Below are 16962 nucleotides of genomic sequence, written 5' to 3' on the forward strand. Positions count from 1 at the left end.
TGGAACGTACCGCCTGCCATGTCCGGGTCGCAGAACCATAAACCGCAAAAACCCCAGTCGCCAGGGCTTCTGGCCCGCCAGCCGCGTGGCTTCGCCGACCGTGGCCCCGCCGATATCGCCGCGACGGAGCGCATGCTCGCCCATATCCGCGAAGTCTACACCCTTTACGGCTTCGACGCGCTGGAAACGCCCTTCATCGAATACACCGACGCGCTGGGCAAGTTCCTGCCGGATCAGGACCGGCCCAACGAAGGCGTGTTCTCGTTTCAGGACGACGACGAGCAATGGCTGTCGCTGCGCTACGATCTGACGGCCCCCCTCGCCCGCCATGTGGCGGAGAACTACGACACGCTGCCGAAGCCCTTCCGCAGCTATCGCGCTGGCTGGGTGTTCCGTAACGAAAAGCCGGGGCCGGGACGCTTCCGCCAGTTCATGCAGTTCGACGCGGACACCGTCGGCGCGCCATCGGTTTCGGCGGATGCGGAAATCTGCATGATGGCGGCGGACACGCTGGAAAAGGTCGGCATCGCGCGCGGCGACTACGCGGTGAAGATCAACAACCGCAAGGTGCTCGACGGCGTGCTGGAGGCCATCGGCCTCAGCGACGACGCGCATGCCGCCCGCCGCCTCGTCGTGCTGCGCGCCATCGACAAGCTCGACCGGCTCGGCGCGGAAGGCGTCGCGCTGCTGCTCGGCGAGGGACGCAAGGACGAAAGCGGCGACTTCACCAAAGGCGCCGGGCTGGACGCGAACCAGATCGCCCGCGTACTCGCCTTCACGCAGGCGCGCGGCACGGATGCTGCTTCGACGCTCGCCAATCTGGAGAAGGTGGTGGAAGGCTCCGCGCGCGGTATCGAGGGCGTCGCGGAGTTGCGCGAGATCGCGGCGTTGGTGGCGGCGGCCGGATACGACGACGGGCGCGTGCAGATCGACCCCGCCGTGGTGCGCGGGCTGGAATACTACACCGGCCCCGTCTACGAGGCGGAACTCACCTTCACCATCGCCGGCGATGACGGCCAGCCGGTACGCTTCGGCTCCGTGGCCGGCGGCGGCCGCTACGATGGCCTCGTCGCCCGCTTCCGGGGCGAGGCCGTGCCCGCGACCGGCTTCTCCATCGGCGTGTCACGGCTTCTCGCGGCGCTCAAGATCATCGACAGTCCCATCGCGCGCGACACGGACCACGTCGGCCCGGTGGTGGTGCTGGTGCTCGACCGCGGCGAGATAGCCCATTACCATGGCCTCGTCAGCCGCCTGCGCGGCGCCGGCATCCGGGCGGAGCTGTACCTCGGCGGCGCGGGCATGCGCGCGCAGATGAAGTACGCGGACCGGCGCAACAGCCCCTGCGTCGTCATCCAGGGCTCGGACGAGCGCGCGCAGGGCACCGTGCAGATCAAGGACCTCGTCGCGGGCGCCGAGCAGGCGGACGCGGCGCGTGAACTCGACAATGCCGCCTACAAGGCCCAGCGTCTGGCGCAGTTCTCGGTGCCGGAGGCGGACCTGGTCGAGGCCGTGCGCGGCGTCCTCGGTGCCCGGCAGGGCTGAGCGAGGCAGGGCAACCCGGGGAAGGGCGGAAGGGCAGACAGCATGACACACGCATCCGAAAAGGCCGCCGGCCGCGCCGACGCCCTGCTCGCGCTTTTCGCGCGTGAGGGCTACCGGCGCATCGAGCCCTCCGTGCTGCAGCCGGTCGACGTGTTCCTCGACCTCTCGGGCGAGGATATCCGCCGCCATATGTTCCTGACGCAGGACGCGGACGGCAACGAGCTGTGCCTGCGGCCCGACTACACCATCCCGGTCAGCCGCGACTACCTCGCCGAGCGCGAGGCCGGGGGCGTGGCCTCCTTCAGCTATCTCGGGCCGGTGTTCCGGCAGCGCGCCGGGCGGGCGGGCGAGTTTCCGCAGGGCGGCGTCGAATCGTTCGGCCGCCTCGACCGCGAGGCGGCGGATGCGGAAATCGTGGCGCTCGGCTTCGAGGCGCTGACCGGGCTCGGTGTCGCGCAGCCTTCCGTGCGCATGGGCGACATCGGCCTCCTCAACGCGCTGCTCGATGCGCTGGCCGTCTCGCCGCTGCAGCGCCGGCGCATCCTGCGGGCCGTCTCCGAGGGGCGCGCGCCGGACAGCGGCAACGGCGCGGGCAATCCTTCCGCCGCCAACCACGGCGGCCTGCTCGCCGCGCTGGAAGGGCAGGACCCCACCGCCGCCCGCGCCTTCGTGGAGGACGTGTTGTCGATCGCCGGCATCAGCAGCGTCGGCGGACGCTCGGCGGGCGAGATCGCCGAGCGCTTCCTCGCGCATGCGGCCGACCGCAACGGCGGCGACCTCACGGCAGTGCAGCGCGGCGTGCTCGACCGCTATCTCGCCATCGAAAACGATCCCGACAGCGCCGCGAGCGCCGTCCGGGCGCTGGCGGGCGATGCGGGGCTCGATCTCGACGCCGCGCTCGATTCGTTCGAGGCGCGCACCGGCTTCATCGCCGCGCGCGGGCTCGATGTCGGTGCCATCACCTTTGCCGCGGGCTTCGCGCGCAACCTCGACTACTACACCGGCTTCATCGTCGAGATGCACGATGGCGCCCGGCCCGACACACGCCCGATTCTGGGCGGCGGCCGCTACGACAGCCTGCTCACCCATCTCGGCGCGCCGGGTCCTGTGCCGGCGGTGGGCTTCGCCATCTGGATCGACCGGTTCGATCCCGACAGTGCGCTCGATCCCAACCACGCTCCCGGAGATGCCGCATGAGCGCGCCGCTGATCATCGCCGTTCCCTCCAAGGGACGCCTGCAGGAGAACGCCTTCGCCTTCTTCGCCCGCGCCGGCCTTCCGCTGGTGCGGCCCGGCGGCGAGCGCGACTATCGCGGCACGATCAAGGGCGTACCGGACGTCGAGGTGGCGTTCCTCTCCGCATCCGACATCGTCGGCCAGCTGGCCACCGGCGCGGCGCATCTTGGCATCACCGGCGAGGATCTCCTGCGCGAGCAGCTCGCCGACGCCGACGCCGTGGTCGAGTTCGTCACGCCGCTCGGTTTCGGCTTTGCGGATGTGGTGGTCGCCGCGCCGAAGGCGTGGATCGACGTGCGCACCATGGCCGACCTCGACGACGTCGCCGCCGACATCCGCCAGCGCCACGGGCGGCGGCTGCGCGTCGCGACGAAATACATCAACCTGACGCGCCGCTTCTTCGCCTATCATGGTGTCGGCGATTACCGCATCGTGGAAAGCCTCGGTGCCACCGAAGGCGCGCCGGCGGCGGGCACGGCGGAGATCATCGTCGACATCACGACCACCGGCGCGACGCTCGCCGCCAACGCGCTCAAGATCGTCGACGACGGTGTGATCCTGCGCTCGCAGGCCAACCTCGTCGCCTCCGTCTCGGCGCCGTGGTCCGGCGTGGCGCGGCGGGCTGCGCGCACCATCCTCACCCGCATCGCGGCCGAGGAAGAGGCGCGCAACACGCGCGAGCTGACGGCCGTGCTGCCGGAAGGCGTCCTGCTGCCCGGCGACCTGACGGAACGCTTCTACGCCACCCTGCCGCTCGGCCTGCCCGACACGCAGGGGCATGTGACGCTGCATTGTCCCGGCGCACAGGTTTTCGCGCTGGCGGACTTTCTCGTCCATGCGGGCGCGGATCCGGTCACCGTACGTTCCGTCGACTGGGTCCTGCGGCGCACGAACCCGTTGATCGAACGGCTGCTGGCGCGAATTGGCGCGGGTATCGCCTGAGGGCCGGCTGCACCGCCGTCCGCCTTCGAGGTTGCCTCTCACGCAGCTGACAGTTATGGTCTGCGGCGCGTTGTTCCTGTCATGCCGGTCTACGACCGCGAAGCTTTCGGAATCGATGAAGTCCATGAAGCCAGCCCGCTTTTCGCACACCGCCCCCCTGCCCATCCGCGAAAGGTCGCGTGCCGCGGCGGGATACGGCGCAGGGGCCCTTTTCGCCATCGTCGTCGCGGCGGCGCTTTCCGGGGCGACCCCGGCGCAGGCGCAGATCAACAGCGATCCGGGCATGATGCGTGGCGACCAGCCGGGCAGCGGGCAATCCATGGTGCCGCAGCAGCGGGAAAAGCAGTTCCCCGTCGGTTCGTCCTGGGCTGCGGTCAGCCTCAACAACAAGACCTACGCCATCGACGGCAGCCGCCCCTATTTCACGCTCGACAACCAGTTCCAGCTACGCGGCTTCGGCGGCTGTAACACCTTCTCGGCAACGGCCTATCCGCTGCGCGGCCAGGGCTTCGCGGTGAGCCCCTTCGCCATGACGCGCAAGAGCTGCGGCGCGCAGATCGACGCCGCCGAGCGCGCCTTCATGCTGGCGCTGCGGATGTCCCAGAAGTGGGATGTCGTCAAGGGCCAGCTCCTGCTGCAGGGCTCTGCAGGCACCCTCCGCGCCGACCGCTCCCTCTGATCACGCACCGCCGGCGCGCGGCGAATCATGCCCGCCGCAACCGGCCGAAAAAACCGCACCTCTTCCCGTCGCCGTTTCCCTTGACATGATGCCGAGGCGCTACTACCTTCCGCAACAGCTGTTAGCACTCACCTTGGTAGAGTGCTAACGCGCCTTTCAACATCCACCATACCGCGTCAATCGCGTGTGCTTGAAAGAGGAAGCGGATTCCATGACATTCCGTCCGTTGCATGACCGTGTGGTCGTTCGTCGCGTCGACAGCGAGGAAAAGACCAAGGGTGGCATCATCATCCCCGACACCGCCAAGGAAAAGCCGCAGGAAGGCATCATCGTCGCCGTCGGTCTCGGCGCCCGTGACGAGGACGGCGAGCGCATCACTCCCGACGTCAAGGAAGGCGACCGCGTGCTGTTCGGCAAGTGGTCCGGCACCGAAGTGAAGATCGACGGCGAAGATCTTCTCATCATGAAAGAGTCCGACATCCTCGGAATCATCGGCTGATCGCCCTCCACCGTATTCTCATCAGATGATTTCTTAAGGCAGGAGTTACAGTAGCCATGGCTGCCAAGGACGTAAAATTTTCCGCCGATGCGCGCGAGCGTCTGCTGCGCGGTGTCGACACGCTCGCCAACGCGGTGAAGGTCACGCTCGGTCCCAAGGGCCGCAACGTCGTCATCGAGAAGTCGTTCGGCGCACCCCGCATCACCAAGGACGGCGTGACCGTCGCCAAGGAAATCGAGCTTGAGGACAAGTTCGAGAACCTCGGCGCCCAGCTCGTCCGCGAAGTCGCCTCCAGGACCAACGACCTCGCCGGCGACGGCACGACGACCGCGACCGTTCTCGCCCAGGCCATCGTGCGCGAGGGCTCGAAGGCGGTTGCCGCCGGCCTCAACCCGCAGGACCTGAAGCGCGGCATCGACCTCGCCGTCGAGGCTGCGGTCAAGGACATCAAGGCTCGCGCCAAGAAGGTCGCGAACTCGCAGGAAGTCGCGCAGGTCGGCACGATTTCCGCCAACAGCGAGGCCGAGATCGGCAAGCTGATCGCCGAGGCCGTGGAGCGCGTCGGCAACGAGGGCGTGATCACGGTCGAGGAAGCCAAGAGCTTCGAGACCGAGCTTGACGTCGTCGAGGGTCTGCAGTTCGACCGCGGCTACCTGTCGCCCTACTTCATCACCAACGCCGAGAAGCTCGTCGTCGATTTCGAGGACCCCTACATCCTCATCCACGAGAAGAAGCTCTCCTCGCTGCAGCCCCTGCTGCCCGTGCTCGAAGCCATCGTGCAGACCGGCAAGCCGCTGCTCATCATCGCCGAGGACGTCGAGGGCGAGGCGCTGGCCACGCTCGTCGTCAACAAGCTGCGCGGCGGCCTGAAGGTTGCTGCCGTCAAGGCTCCGGGCTTCGGCGACCGCCGCAAGGCCATCCTTGAGGACATCGCCATCGTCACCGGCGGCCAGACGATCTCCGAAGACCTCGGCATCAAGCTCGAAAACGTGACGCTCGCCCAGCTCGGCCGCGCCAAGCGCGTGCGCATCGAGAAGGAAGCCACCACGATCATCGACGGTGCCGGCGCGAAGGAAGACATCGACTCCCGCGTTGCCCAGATCAAGGCGCAGATCGAGGAGACCTCCTCCGACTACGACCGCGAGAAGCTGCAGGAGCGTCTTGCCAAGCTCGCCGGCGGCGTCGCCGTGATCCGCGTCGGCGGTTCGTCGGAAGTCGAGGTGAAGGAGCGTAAGGACCGCGTCGACGACGCGCTGAACGCTACCCGCGCCGCGATCGAGGAAGGCATCGTCCCCGGCGGCGGTGTCGCCCTTCTGCGCGCCAAGGCCGCTGTCGAGCGGCTGACCGCCGACACCCCGGACATCAAGGCCGGCATCGACATCGTGCTGAAGGCGCTTGAGGCGCCGATCCGCCAGATCGCCGCCAACGCCGGCGTCGAGGGCGCGATCGTTGTCGGCAAGATCCTCGACAACGACTCGCAGACCTACGGCTTCAACGCGCAGACGGAAGAGTTCGTGGACCTGATCGAGGCCGGTATCGTCGACCCCACGAAGGTCGTGCGCACCGCCCTGCAGGACGCCGCGTCGGTCGCCGGCCTCATCGTCACGACCGAGGCGCTGGTTGCGGAACTGCCCAAGGACAAGCCCGCCCTCCCGGCTGGTGGCCCTGGCGGCTTCGGCGGCGACTTCTGATCCGCCAATCCCGGTTCCGGCCAGCCCGTCTGGCCGGACATCGTCGGAACAGAGAAACGGCCCCGTTTTCGCAGGGCCGTTTTTTTATTGCACAGGTTCGTGAGGCGGACGGTCGCGGCGGCTACATCAGCCCACGCCGACCGGACATGAGCGTCACCGCGAGCGGGATCGTGGTCGTGATCAGGATGGTGACGGCGCTCATCGCCATGCCGAGCCCCACCGAGCCCTGATCGAACTGGCGCCAGATGAAGGTCGAGATCGTCGCCATGCCCACGGGCGCGAGCAGGATCGAGGCCACGAGTTCGCGCGTCGCCACCGCGAACACCAGCAGCATCGCCGAGATCAGGCTGGGCAGCACCAGCGGCAGCAGGATGCGCCGGAAGGCCGTGAGCGGCGTGGCGCCCGCGACGCGCGCTGCCGCCTCCAGATTGTCGCCCACCTGCCGGAAGGCCGCGTTGGCGTAGCGCACCGTATAGGGCAGCAGGATGCAGCAATAGGCCATCAGCAGGATGAGCGGCGTGTTGTAGGGCGTGACCGGCAGCCACGGCTGGTTCCACGCCAGGATGATGCCGACCGCCACCACGATGCCGGGAATGGCGTTGGGGATGACGGTCAGCGCATCGAGAAAGCCCTTGCCGCGAAACTGCGTGCGCACCACCGCGTAGGAGGTCGCGGCACCGATGAGGCCGGTGATCAGCGCCGTCGCGGCGCCGAGGCCGAGACTGTTGAGCAGCGCCTGGAACGCCCCGTTCTCGTCCGCGGCGATGGCGCGGAAATGGCCGAAGCCGATATTGTCGGCCGCCAGCCCGCCCGACAGGGTCTTCGACAGCGCGGTGGCGAAAATCGCGAAAAGCGGCACGCCCACCGCGAGCAGGCTCACCAGCGCGAAGACCGCGACCACCGGAATGGCGAAGACGCCGAGCGGTCGCTTGTGGAACGCCTGCGGCTTGCCGCCCACCGTCTCGAAGGAACGGCGTGACAGGATGCGCAGCTGGACGAGAAAAGCGCCGAGCGACATCATCACGAGGATCAGCGACAGGATCGCCGCGCCCGGCAGGTCGATGGGCCAGTCGGAAACGCGCGTGTCGATGCCGGTCACCAGCACCTCGAAGCCCGACTGGCGGCCGAGCGCCGCCGGCGTGCCGTATTCCTCGATGGTCATCGCGAACACGAGCAGCAGGCTCGCCATGAGCCCGGGGAGCGCAAGCGGCAGGGTCACGCGCCGGAAGGCGGTGAAGGACGAGGCGCCGAACACCCGCCCCACGTCCGCATAGCGGCCGCCTATGGCTTCCACCGTGCGCGAGACGGCGAAATAGACCACGGGGAAGGCGCCGAGCGTCATCACGAAAACGACGCCCCACAGCGAGAAGAGATAGGGCCCGGCGTTGAGGCCGGTGAGCTGCGTCAGGTAGCCGTTGGGCTGCAGCGTCATGATCCAGCCGAGCGTGGCGATATAGGGCGGGATCATGAAGGGCACGAGCAGCAGGATGTCCCACAGCGGCGCCAGCGGCACCCGGAACAGCGCCCGCAGCACGCCGAGCGGCACCGCGATGACCGCCGAGCCGGCGACGACGCCGAGCCCGAGCAGCGCTGTATTGCGTGTCATCCGCAGCAGTCCCGGCTCCGTCAGCACGTCGGCGACGCGGGTGAACGGCGCGGAGAGCGACCCCTGCCCGAGCGCCGGGAAGATCGCCTGCAGGACGATGAACGACAGGGGAATGAGGACGAGCACGACGAGCGCGAAAGCCGCGCCCCACACCACAGGACCGGGGCTGCGCATGGTTTCTCTCAACAGCAGGAAAAGACGGGGCGCCTCCCGGCACGGGACGCGCCCCCGTCCGGCCTGAGCCGGCTTACTTCGCGAAGATGGCGCCGAATTCCTTCAGGATATCGGCCCGCTTCGCATAGACGGCGTCGGTGTCGATCTCAAGAAGCTTGAGGTCCTTGATCACCGGACGGTCGGCCTTGACGTCGCTGCGGGCGGGGATCAGGAACGCCTTGGCGACGAGCGCCTGGCCGTCGTCGGAGAGCATGTAGTCGACGAACTTCTTCGCCTCGTCCTGCTGCTTCGACCAGTTGAGGATCACGACCGGGCGCGGCGCAATCACGGTGCCGGAGGCGGGGAAGATCACCTCGATCGATTCGCCCTTCTGCTGGCCGGCGAGCGAGATGTAGTCGACCGCGCCGAACACGGCGGCCTTGGCGCCCTGCAGCACCGGGTTCAGGGCAGCGGCGTTGGCGCCAGCCACCACCGCGCCGTTGGCGGCGAGGCCTTCGAACAGCTTCCAGTTGCCCGCCGTGCCGCGCAGCGCGGCCACGAGTTCGAACGAGGCGCCCGACTGGGCGGGATCCGGCAGCGTCACCTTGTCCTTGAACTCGGGCTTCGTCAGGTCGGCCCATTCGGCGGGCTTCGGCGTGCCGCTCTTGGGATTCCAGGCGATGGCGAGCGCCGAGACGCCCTGCGCGACCGCGGTTTCGGACTTGAGGAAATCCGGCACGTTGGCGGCGTTCGGGCTGGTGTAGGGCACGAGCCAGCCGCGCTTGGCGAAATCGGTCGCCGTATCCCACGAGGCGGAGATCAGCACATCGACCTTCGGATTGGCGGCCTCGGCCTCGATGCGGGCCATCACCTGCCCGGTGGTGCCCTGAAACACTTCGGCCTTGATGCCGGTCTTTTCCGTGAAGCCCTTGGCGAGCCCGTTGATGAGGCCAGCGGGACCCGCGGAATAGACAGTGATATCGGCGCGCGCGCCGGTGGCGGTGACGAGACCCACGGCAACGACGGCCGCGAACTGGAGAGACTTGATCATGATGGTTCCCTGGACTGTTTCGACGACCCTGATGAAAACTCAATGCGGAACGGCAGCGCCGGCGAACCAGCGCAGCCGTTCCGGCAGGATGTTGACACCCACCCGCTCGCCCGCGCGCACCCGCTGCTCGCTGACGATGGCAAGCTCTACCGGCGCCGGCGCATCCGCCTGTGGCGGAGGAGCGAGCTGCACGGTGACAAGATAGTGGTCGCCGCGAAACACGGCCTGCACCACCCGTCCCTCACAGACGCCCGCGCCCGGCGCGGCGAGCGCGAGGGCACGGCGCGCCAGCAGCACGCCCGCCTCCTCGCCCGCGATGTCAGCAGACGGCGGATCGAGCGCGAGGTCGGCATCGGCAAGCCGCCAGCGCCCCTCCCGCCGCACGGCCTTGAAGACGGGGCCGAGGTTGAGGAATTCCGCCACCCCGGCATCGGCCGGCGCGGCGACGAGGTCCTCCGGCGCAGCGTTCTGCACGATGCGCCCGCCGCGCATGATGGCGACGGAATCGGCCATGGCGAACGCCTCGCCCTGATCATGCGTCACATAAAGAGCGGTGAGGCCCAGATCGCGCACCAGCGCGGCAAGCTCCATCGAGAGCTGGTCGCGCAATTCCTTGTCGAGATTCGACAGCGGCTCGTCGAACAGCACGAGCTGCGGCTCGGCGACGATGGCACGGGCGATGGCGACCCGCTGCTGCTGCCCGCCGGACAGCGAGGCCGGACTGCGCGCCTCGAAACCGGCAAGGCCGACGAGCGCCAGCGCCTTCGCCACCCGCGCGCGGCGCTCATGCGCCGGGATGCCGCGCATTTCCAGCGGAAACGCGACATTGCCGCCGATCGTCAGATGCGGCCACAGCGCATAATCCTGAAAAACCATGCCGAGCCCGCGCCGCTCCGGCGGCACGAAGAGGCCTGTCGCGGCATCCGCGACGACCGCGCCCTGGATGCGAACGGTCCCCTGTGTCGGCTCCAGCAGCCCGGCGACGATGCGCAGCAGCGTGGTCTTGCCGCAGCCGGAAGGCCCCAGCAGCGCCTGGATGTGGCCGGGCGGCAGCGCAAGATCGATCTGCCGCAGGATCGCGTTCTGCCCATAGGTCAGCGCAAGCCCCTTCACCTCCACCGCGCTCGCGGCGGGAGGCGGATCGGCGGCGGTGTTGCGGGCACGGATAGCGGTCTGGCTCATCGGCGGGGTCCGGGCGGTCGTCTGGGAACGGGCAGTCCCGGACTGCCGAAGCCGGGCGGGGACGGCGAATCATCTCGCTGGCGGGCGAGCGACATCGTCCCCGCAGCCCAGCTTCGCCTTTCAACCGTCTAAGGTGTTGATGTAACAGATTTGCGACAATCTCCCGGTAGCCCCGCGGCGCCCGGACAACGCCACAATCGCGCGTCATACGAATTTCGCCGGTGCATATCCGCCATGTCGATGAAGGGCTTGTAAAATCGCGCTTGCGCTGTGACCATTCGGCTAACATTATAGGGAAACTATGTGCCGTCTTCTCGCCTATTCAGGTGACCCTACTTTTATGGATGCCTTGGTCTGCGCACCGAACAACTCGCTTGTGCGCCAGTCGTTGCATGCCTGCGAGGGGAAGACGGCCACCAACGGCGACGGCTTCGGCCTTGCGTGGTACGGCGACCGGGAGGAGCCCGGCCTGTTCCGGGATCTGCGGCCGGCGTGGTCGGACGAGAATCTGCGCTCGCTCTGCGGGCAGGTGCGTTCGCCCCTATTCTTCGCTCACGTGCGCGCCGCCACCAACACCGCCACTACCCGCGCCAACTGCCACCCCTTCGTCTGCGGCCGCTACGCCTTCATGCATAACGGGCAGATCGGCAGCTACCGCAAGGTGCGCCGCAAGCTGGAGGCGCTGCTGCCCGACGAGTTGTTCGACCAGCGGGCCGGCACCACCGACTCCGAGCTGCTGTTCCTGCTCGTGCTGGCGCGGATGGAACTTGGCGCGATGCCGGGGGCGGCCGTGGGCTGGGTGATGCACCAGACCAAACGGCTGATGCTTGAGGCCGGCATCGCGGAGGCTGTGCGTTTCACGGCCATCCTCACCGACGGCCAGACGGTCTGGGCCTTCCGCACCTCCTGCGACGGGCACTCGCCGGGGCTTTATCTGCGGGAACGGCCGGGCGCCACCATCATAGCGTCGGAGCCGCTCGACACCTTGCGCGATGCTTGGTCGATGATCGCGAACAACTCCGTCACCACCGTCCGGCGCGGCCTCGGCGCCGTCACGGAGCCGCTCGTCATCGACGGGCACTCCTGGCCCGTCGCCGCCTGAAGCCGGATTTCGCATGTCCGCAGGCCGCTCACTCGCGCGCGCCGGCGCGGCCGTCGGCGCCGCCTCGGCAGCCTCGCGCGTGCTCGGCTTCGCCCGCGATGTGCTGATCGCGCAGGTGCTGGGCGCGGGTGCAGTCGCCGACGCCTTCCTGATCGCCTTTCGTATTCCGAATGTGGTGCGGCGTGTGCTCGGCGAAGGCGGCATCAACGCCGGTTTCGTGCCGCTCTACGGCGCGGTCCTCGCCGAAGGAGGGCCGGCGGCGGCACGGGCATTCGCCGGCCGCGCCATCGGCGGTGCGGCCGTGCTGCTGCTTGCGCTGACGGCGCTCGCGGAACTCGCGGCCGGGCCGCTGGTGCTCCTGTTCGCGGCCGGGTTCGCAGAAGAAGGCGACAAACTCGCCCTCGCGGCGCTCTACACGCGCCTCGCGCTGCCCTTCGTCGCCTTCACCGGCCTCGCGTCGCTGCTCGCCGCCCTGCTCAATGCTCACCGATATTTCGCCGCTGCTGCTGTCGCGCCGGCGCTGGTCAACGCGCTGTTGATCGGCGCGCTGCTGCTGGCGGAAAACGGCGCCGCCGGCGATCCGCGTGCCGGCGCGTGGCTTGCCGTGGCCATCAGCCTTTCCGGCCTGCTGCACCTTGCCATCGTCGCCGTCGCCGTGGCGCGGATGCCGGGGCAGAATGCTTTGAGCGTGAATTGTCGTTTTGCCCCGTTTTTTTGTTCATGCATCAAATTCATCCGCAAAACGATGCCCGTTTCCCGTTGCGATGCGGCGGGACGCCCCCCCCTCTCCCCGCCCGTCATCGCGGACCGTGCAGCCGACGGCGCCGTCGGCCGCCTGCTGCGTTTCGCGTTGCCGGCGCTCGTGGCGAGCGCGATGACGCAGGTCATCCTGCTCACGGCGACCGCGATCGCCTCCGCCGAGCCCTCGGCCGTATCGTGGCTCTATTACGCGGACCGCGTCTTCCAGTTGCCGCTCTCCTTCATCGGCGTGGCGGCGGGTGTGGTGCTGCTGCCGGAGTTCGTGGCCGGGAAAGGCGGGCCACCGGACATCGCGGCGTCCGTGACCGGCTTCCTCGTCGGTGCGCTCGCGCTGGCGCTGCCGGCGGCGGCGGGCCTCGCTGCGCTCGGCCCCACCATCACCGCCATCCTCTTCGAGCGGGGCGCCTTCACGGCGGCGGACGGCGCGCAGACGAGCGCGCTGCTGGTGACGCTGGCTCTCGGGCTGCCGGCCGCCGCGGCGAGCAAGGTGCTGATCCAGCCGTTCTTCGCGCGTCGGCAGCTTGTGCCGCCGCTCCTTGCGGGGCTGGCGGGGGTCGCCGTCACGCTCGCGGCGGCGCAGCCGATGGCCGGCCTGACGGGGGCGCTCGGCTTCCCGGCCGGCCTCGGCCTGTCGACGAGCATCGGCCTGTGGACGCAGGCGCTGGCGCTCGCCATCGCCGCGCGGCGGGATGTCCTGTGGGGGCGGCCGCTGACCTTGCGCGCCGCCGGGCTGGCGCTGGCGGCGGCCGTCATGGGGCTTGCCGTCGCGGGGCTCGACCGGCTTGCCGCGCCGTGGCTTGCGGAGCACGTGCCCACGGCCCTGCGCGCCGGCACCCTCGCGGCGCTCTGCCTCGCAGGCGTCGCGGTCTACACGGCGCTCGCGGCCCTGTGCGGCGCCCTGGACGGCCTGCTGCCCCGGAAAGGGAAGCCGTGATGCTTTTTTCCTTGCCGAAAGGCGCGCGCCTGCGATAACCCGCCTGTAACCAACCGGATATCCGCTTCCGGCCTCCGAACCGACGAAAGGGATGGGACGTTGTCATGTCCGTCTTGAAGAAACGTGTTTTTTCCGGCGTGCAGCCCACCGGAAACCTGCATCTGGGCAACTATCTCGGCGCGGTGTCGCGCTTCGTCGCCTTGCAGGAACACTATGACTGCATCTATTGCGTCGTCGATATGCACGCCATCACCGTCCCGCAGGAGCCGGAGGCGCTGACGCGCCAGATCCGCGAGGTGACGGCGGCGTTTCTCGCGAGCGGAGTCGATCCGCAGAAGCACATCGTCTTCAACCAGAGCCAGGTGTCGGAGCACGCGGAACTCGCCTGGATATGCAACTGCGTGGCGCGCATCGGCTGGATGAACCGCATGACGCAGTTCAAGGACAAGGCGGGCAAGGACCGCGAGAACGCCTCGCTCGGCCTCTACGCCTATCCCTCGCTCATGGCCGCCGACATCCTCGTCTACCGCGCGGACGCGGTGCCGGTGGGAGAGGACCAGAAGCAGCACGTCGAACTGACACGCGACATCGCGCAGAAATTCAACAACGACTACGCCGGTTCCATCGCCGCTCACGGCTTCGGTGAGGCGTTCTTCCCGCTGCCGGAGCCGCTCATCCAGGGCAGCTCGACGCGCGTCATGAGCCTGCGCGACGGCACGAAGAAGATGTCGAAGTCCGACCCCTCGGACTATTCGCGCATCAACCTCAAGGATGATGCCGACACCATCGCCCAGAAGATCCGCAAGGCGAAAACCGACCCGGAGCCTCTGCCGGAAACGGCGGAAGAGCTTGCCGCGCGCCCGGAGGCCGACAACCTCGTCGGCATTTTCGCAACGCTCGCGGAACGGACGCCGGAGGACGTGCTGCGCGAGTTCGCGGGCAGCCAGTTCTCGTCGTTCAAGGCGGCGCTGGTCGATGTGGCGGTGGCGAAGCTCGCGCCCATCAGCGCGGAGATGCAGCGGCTCGCGGCCGACCCCGGCTATATCGATTCCGTGCTCGCCGACGGCAGCCGCCGCGCGCGCGGCATCGCCCGTGAGACGATGAACGCCGTCAAGGACATCGTGGGTTTCGTGCGCGACCGCTCCTGACGTCTCTCTCCGGACGCCGCGCCGCACGCAGCCCATTGAATCCCGGCGCGAAAAGCGCCAGATTGGAGCTGTTCGCCGGACGCAGTCCGGCGGGTAACTGTTGTCGGCGCATCGGGTGCCCGGAGAAAGTCAGCCGTTTTCCGGACCGATGCGTTTTTCACCGCCGCCCTTGAAGCGGTCAGGTGAGGAGAAAAGCATGTTCATTCAGACGGAAGCCACCCCCAATCCGGCGACGCTCAAGTTCCTGCCGGGCCGCGACGTATCGCCGGACGCACCCATCGAAATCCGCTCCAGCACGGAGGCGGCCCATTCGCCGCTCGCCCAGCGGCTTTTCGATATCGACGGCGTGTCGAGTGTGTTCTTCGGCAGCGACTTCGTCGCCGTGACGAAGGGCGAGGGCGAATGGCCGCACCTCAAGCCCGCCATCCTCGGCGCAATCATGGAGCATTTCCTGTCCGGCGCGCCGCTCATCGCGGAAGGCCACGACCATGAGGTCTATGGCTACGACGACGGCGAGGAGTTCTTCGACGACGCCGACATCGACACGGTCGAGATCATCAAGGACCTGATCGAGACGCGCGTGCGCCCCGCCGTGGCCGGCGACGGCGGCGACATCACGTTCCGTGGCTACCGCGACGGGATCGTCTATCTCGCCATGAAGGGCGCCTGCTCAGGCTGTCCGTCTTCCACGGCCACGCTGCGGCACGGCATCGAGAACCTGCTCAGGCACTTCCTGCCCGACGTGCAGGAGGTGCAGGCGGTCTGACCGCCAGCCGGATCCAGCCACGTGCTTCGCCGCACCTGGCTTTGCATCCGTGCAAGCGGCACTTGCAGCTTCGGGGCGCCCCGGGGCATGACATGATGTTGCGTTGCGGCATATTGTTCCCGACGATCATCACTCTCATGCATCACTGGAGATGGATATGACAATCGACAACGCCCCCGGTGCGCCGCTCGACGCCGCTGCCCTCGACCAGCTCTTTCTGACCGCGCGCACGCACAACAAGTGGCGGGACATTCCGGTTTCGGACGACCTGCTGCGCCAGGTGGCCGAGCTCTCCAAGTGGGGGCCGACCAGCGCCAACGCCTCGCCGGCGCGCTTCGTCTTCGTGCGCTCGCCCGAGGCCAAGGCGAAGCTCGGTCCGCTGCTGAGCGAGGGCAACCGCGCCAAGTCGCTGGCCGCGCCCGCCACGGTCATCGTGGCCTACGACACCGAGTTCCCCGACAAGCTGCCGAAGCTCTTCCCGCATGTGGACGCGCGCCCGTGGTTCGCCGGCAATCCGGCGCTCATCGAGGAAACGGGGGTGCGCAACTCATCCCTGCAGGGCGCCTACTTCATCCTCGCGGCGCGCGCGCTCGGCCTCGACACCGGCGCGATGTCGGGCTTCGACAAGGCGGGCGTCGACGCCGCCTTCTTCCCCGAAGGCAAGGTCAAGTCCAACTTCCTTATCAACATCGGTTACGGCGATCCCGCAGGGCTGTTCGAGCGCTTGCCGCGCCTCGACTTCGACGAGTACGCGCGGATCGACTGACCCGCCCTCCGTCATCCCCCGCATATTGGCTGTCCTGCCGGCTGCGGGGGGTGACACGGCCTGCGCTTCGTATCATACATGACGATGAAGAACGATTGATACGACAGGCAGGGGAAGGGTTTGCGGATACTGGCCATCGATACGGCGCTCGGCGCGTGCGCCGCCTGCGTGATCGATACGCAGGCGCCGCCGGCAGATGACGTCAGCACCACCGATCCCTTCTCCCGCGACGTTCTGGCGATCGAATCGCTGCTGATCGACCGTGGCCATGCGGAAGCGTTGCTGCCGCTCGTCGAACGGGTGGTTGCCCGTTCCGTCGCGTCGCAAGGCGGCACGGCACAGGAAGGTTTCGCCGCGCTCGACCGCGTCGCGGTGACCATCGGTCCGGGCAGTTTCACGGGGCTCCGGGTGGGCATCGCCGCAGCGCGCGCCATCGGCCTCGCCGCCGATATTCCGGCGGTGGGCGTTTCCACCCTCGCCGCATGCCTCGCGCCACTCGTGCTGACCGCCGATCCGCGCCAGCCGGTGCTGGCCGCCGCCATCGATGCCCGCCACGGCGCCATCTATTTTCAGGCAAGCGTTCCCGGCGGGCGGGTGATCGTCCCGGCCCGCCATATCTCGATCAGGGAGGCCGCGCGCCTGCTCGGCACGGGCGCGGTAACGCTCGCCGGTCCGGCGGCCGAACTGCTCGCCGCCGAGGCGAAGGCAGTCGGCCTCGATACGCGGGTGGCCGATTCGGCGCCCGCGCCGGATATCCGCTGGGTTGCGCGGCTGGGCATGGCCGCCGATGCGCGCACCGCCCTGCCACAGCCGCTCTATCTGCGCGGCGCGGACGCAAAACCCCAGGACAAGGCGCGCCTCCCGCGCCAGTGACCCTTCCCGGCGATGCCCGATCCGACCGTGAGTG

At 68.4% G+C, this 16962-nt stretch carries 15 protein-coding genes; 12 read left to right on the forward strand and 3 right to left on the reverse strand.

The features are described 5' to 3' along the window. Positions 1–18: 18 nt before the first annotated feature. The 6 genes from hisS (at position 19) to groL (ending at position 6588) form a co-directional block, all read left to right on the forward strand. Positions 19–1542 carry a histidine--tRNA ligase gene (hisS, locus tag ACFFJ7_RS20170; RefSeq protein ID WP_377594808.1) on the forward strand — a complete coding sequence of 508 codons (1524 nt, stop codon included), beginning with the start codon at positions 19–21 and terminating at the stop codon, positions 1540–1542. A gap of 42 nt (positions 1543–1584) precedes the next feature. Continuing rightward, positions 1585–2739 (forward strand): ATP phosphoribosyltransferase regulatory subunit, encoded by a 1155-nt coding sequence (locus tag ACFFJ7_RS20175; RefSeq protein WP_377594810.1) that lies wholly within the window; start codon positions 1585–1587, stop codon positions 2737–2739. Further along, the gene (hisG, locus tag ACFFJ7_RS20180; RefSeq protein ID WP_377594812.1) at positions 2736–3719 is read left to right on the forward strand and encodes an ATP phosphoribosyltransferase; all 984 of its coding nucleotides are present in this window, start codon (positions 2736–2738) and stop codon (positions 3717–3719) included. The genes ACFFJ7_RS20175 and hisG overlap by 4 nt, the downstream gene beginning before the upstream one ends. Before the next feature lie 124 nt (positions 3720–3843). Further along, complete coding sequence (locus ACFFJ7_RS20185) at positions 3844–4398, forward strand: META domain-containing protein (RefSeq protein ID WP_377594814.1); 555 nt, start codon at positions 3844–3846, stop codon at positions 4396–4398. Between the two features lie 211 nt (positions 4399–4609). Next, on the forward strand, positions 4610–4897 hold the full coding sequence (gene groES, locus ACFFJ7_RS20190; RefSeq protein WP_166954956.1) for a co-chaperone GroES: 288 nt from the start codon (positions 4610–4612) through the stop codon (positions 4895–4897). A gap of 56 nt (positions 4898–4953) precedes the next feature. Then, positions 4954–6588 (forward strand): chaperonin GroEL, encoded by a 1635-nt coding sequence (gene groL, locus ACFFJ7_RS20195; protein WP_166954954.1) that lies wholly within the window; start codon positions 4954–4956, stop codon positions 6586–6588. A 121-nt stretch (positions 6589–6709) separates the two neighbouring features. On the opposite strand, the gene ACFFJ7_RS20200 is transcribed toward groL, so the two are convergent. The 3 genes from ACFFJ7_RS20200 to ACFFJ7_RS20210 all read right to left on the reverse strand — a co-directional run bounded on the left by ACFFJ7_RS20200 (position 6710) and on the right by ACFFJ7_RS20210 (position 10580). Beyond that, positions 6710–8368, reverse strand: a complete 1659-nt coding sequence (locus tag ACFFJ7_RS20200) for an ABC transporter permease (RefSeq protein ID WP_377594817.1) — start codon at positions 8366–8368, stop codon at positions 6710–6712. A gap of 73 nt (positions 8369–8441) precedes the next feature. Further along, positions 8442–9398: an extracellular solute-binding protein gene (locus tag ACFFJ7_RS20205; RefSeq protein WP_166954950.1), complete on the reverse strand. Its 957-nt coding sequence runs from the start codon at positions 9396–9398 to the stop codon at positions 8442–8444. Between the two features lie 39 nt (positions 9399–9437). Then, complete coding sequence (locus ACFFJ7_RS20210) at positions 9438–10580, reverse strand: ABC transporter ATP-binding protein (protein WP_377594820.1); 1143 nt, start codon at positions 10578–10580, stop codon at positions 9438–9440. A 301-nt stretch (positions 10581–10881) separates the two neighbouring features. On the opposite strand from ACFFJ7_RS20210, the gene ACFFJ7_RS20215 reads away from it, so the two are divergent. The 6 genes from ACFFJ7_RS20215 to tsaB all read left to right on the forward strand — a co-directional run bounded on the left by ACFFJ7_RS20215 (position 10882) and on the right by tsaB (position 16928). Next, positions 10882–11682, forward strand: coding sequence for a class II glutamine amidotransferase (locus tag ACFFJ7_RS20215; RefSeq protein ID WP_166954946.1), 801 nt, complete (start codon positions 10882–10884; stop codon positions 11680–11682). A 13-nt stretch (positions 11683–11695) separates the two neighbouring features. Beyond that, positions 11696–13375 (forward strand): murein biosynthesis integral membrane protein MurJ, encoded by a 1680-nt coding sequence (gene murJ / locus ACFFJ7_RS20220; protein WP_377594823.1) that lies wholly within the window; start codon positions 11696–11698, stop codon positions 13373–13375. Between the two features lie 104 nt (positions 13376–13479). Next, positions 13480–14523, forward strand: coding sequence for a tryptophan--tRNA ligase (trpS, locus tag ACFFJ7_RS20225; RefSeq protein ID WP_377594825.1), 1044 nt, complete (start codon positions 13480–13482; stop codon positions 14521–14523). A 196-nt stretch (positions 14524–14719) separates the two neighbouring features. Then, positions 14720–15289, forward strand: coding sequence for a NifU family protein (locus tag ACFFJ7_RS20230; RefSeq protein WP_377594827.1), 570 nt, complete (start codon positions 14720–14722; stop codon positions 15287–15289). Positions 15290–15446: 157 nt separating this feature from the next. Further along, positions 15447–16055, forward strand: a complete 609-nt coding sequence (locus ACFFJ7_RS20235; protein ID WP_166954938.1) for a malonic semialdehyde reductase — start codon at positions 15447–15449, stop codon at positions 16053–16055. A 120-nt stretch (positions 16056–16175) separates the two neighbouring features. Further along, entirely contained in the window at positions 16176–16928 is a 753-nt protein-coding gene (tsaB, locus tag ACFFJ7_RS20240; protein ID WP_377594829.1) for a tRNA (adenosine(37)-N6)-threonylcarbamoyltransferase complex dimerization subunit type 1 TsaB, read from the forward strand. Positions 16929–16962: the final 34 nt, after the last annotated feature.

Origin of the sequence: Pseudochelatococcus lubricantis (genome assembly GCF_042432495.1) — a bacterium.
GTDB classification, from domain to species: domain Bacteria; phylum Pseudomonadota; class Alphaproteobacteria; order Rhizobiales; family Beijerinckiaceae; genus Pseudochelatococcus; species Pseudochelatococcus lubricantis.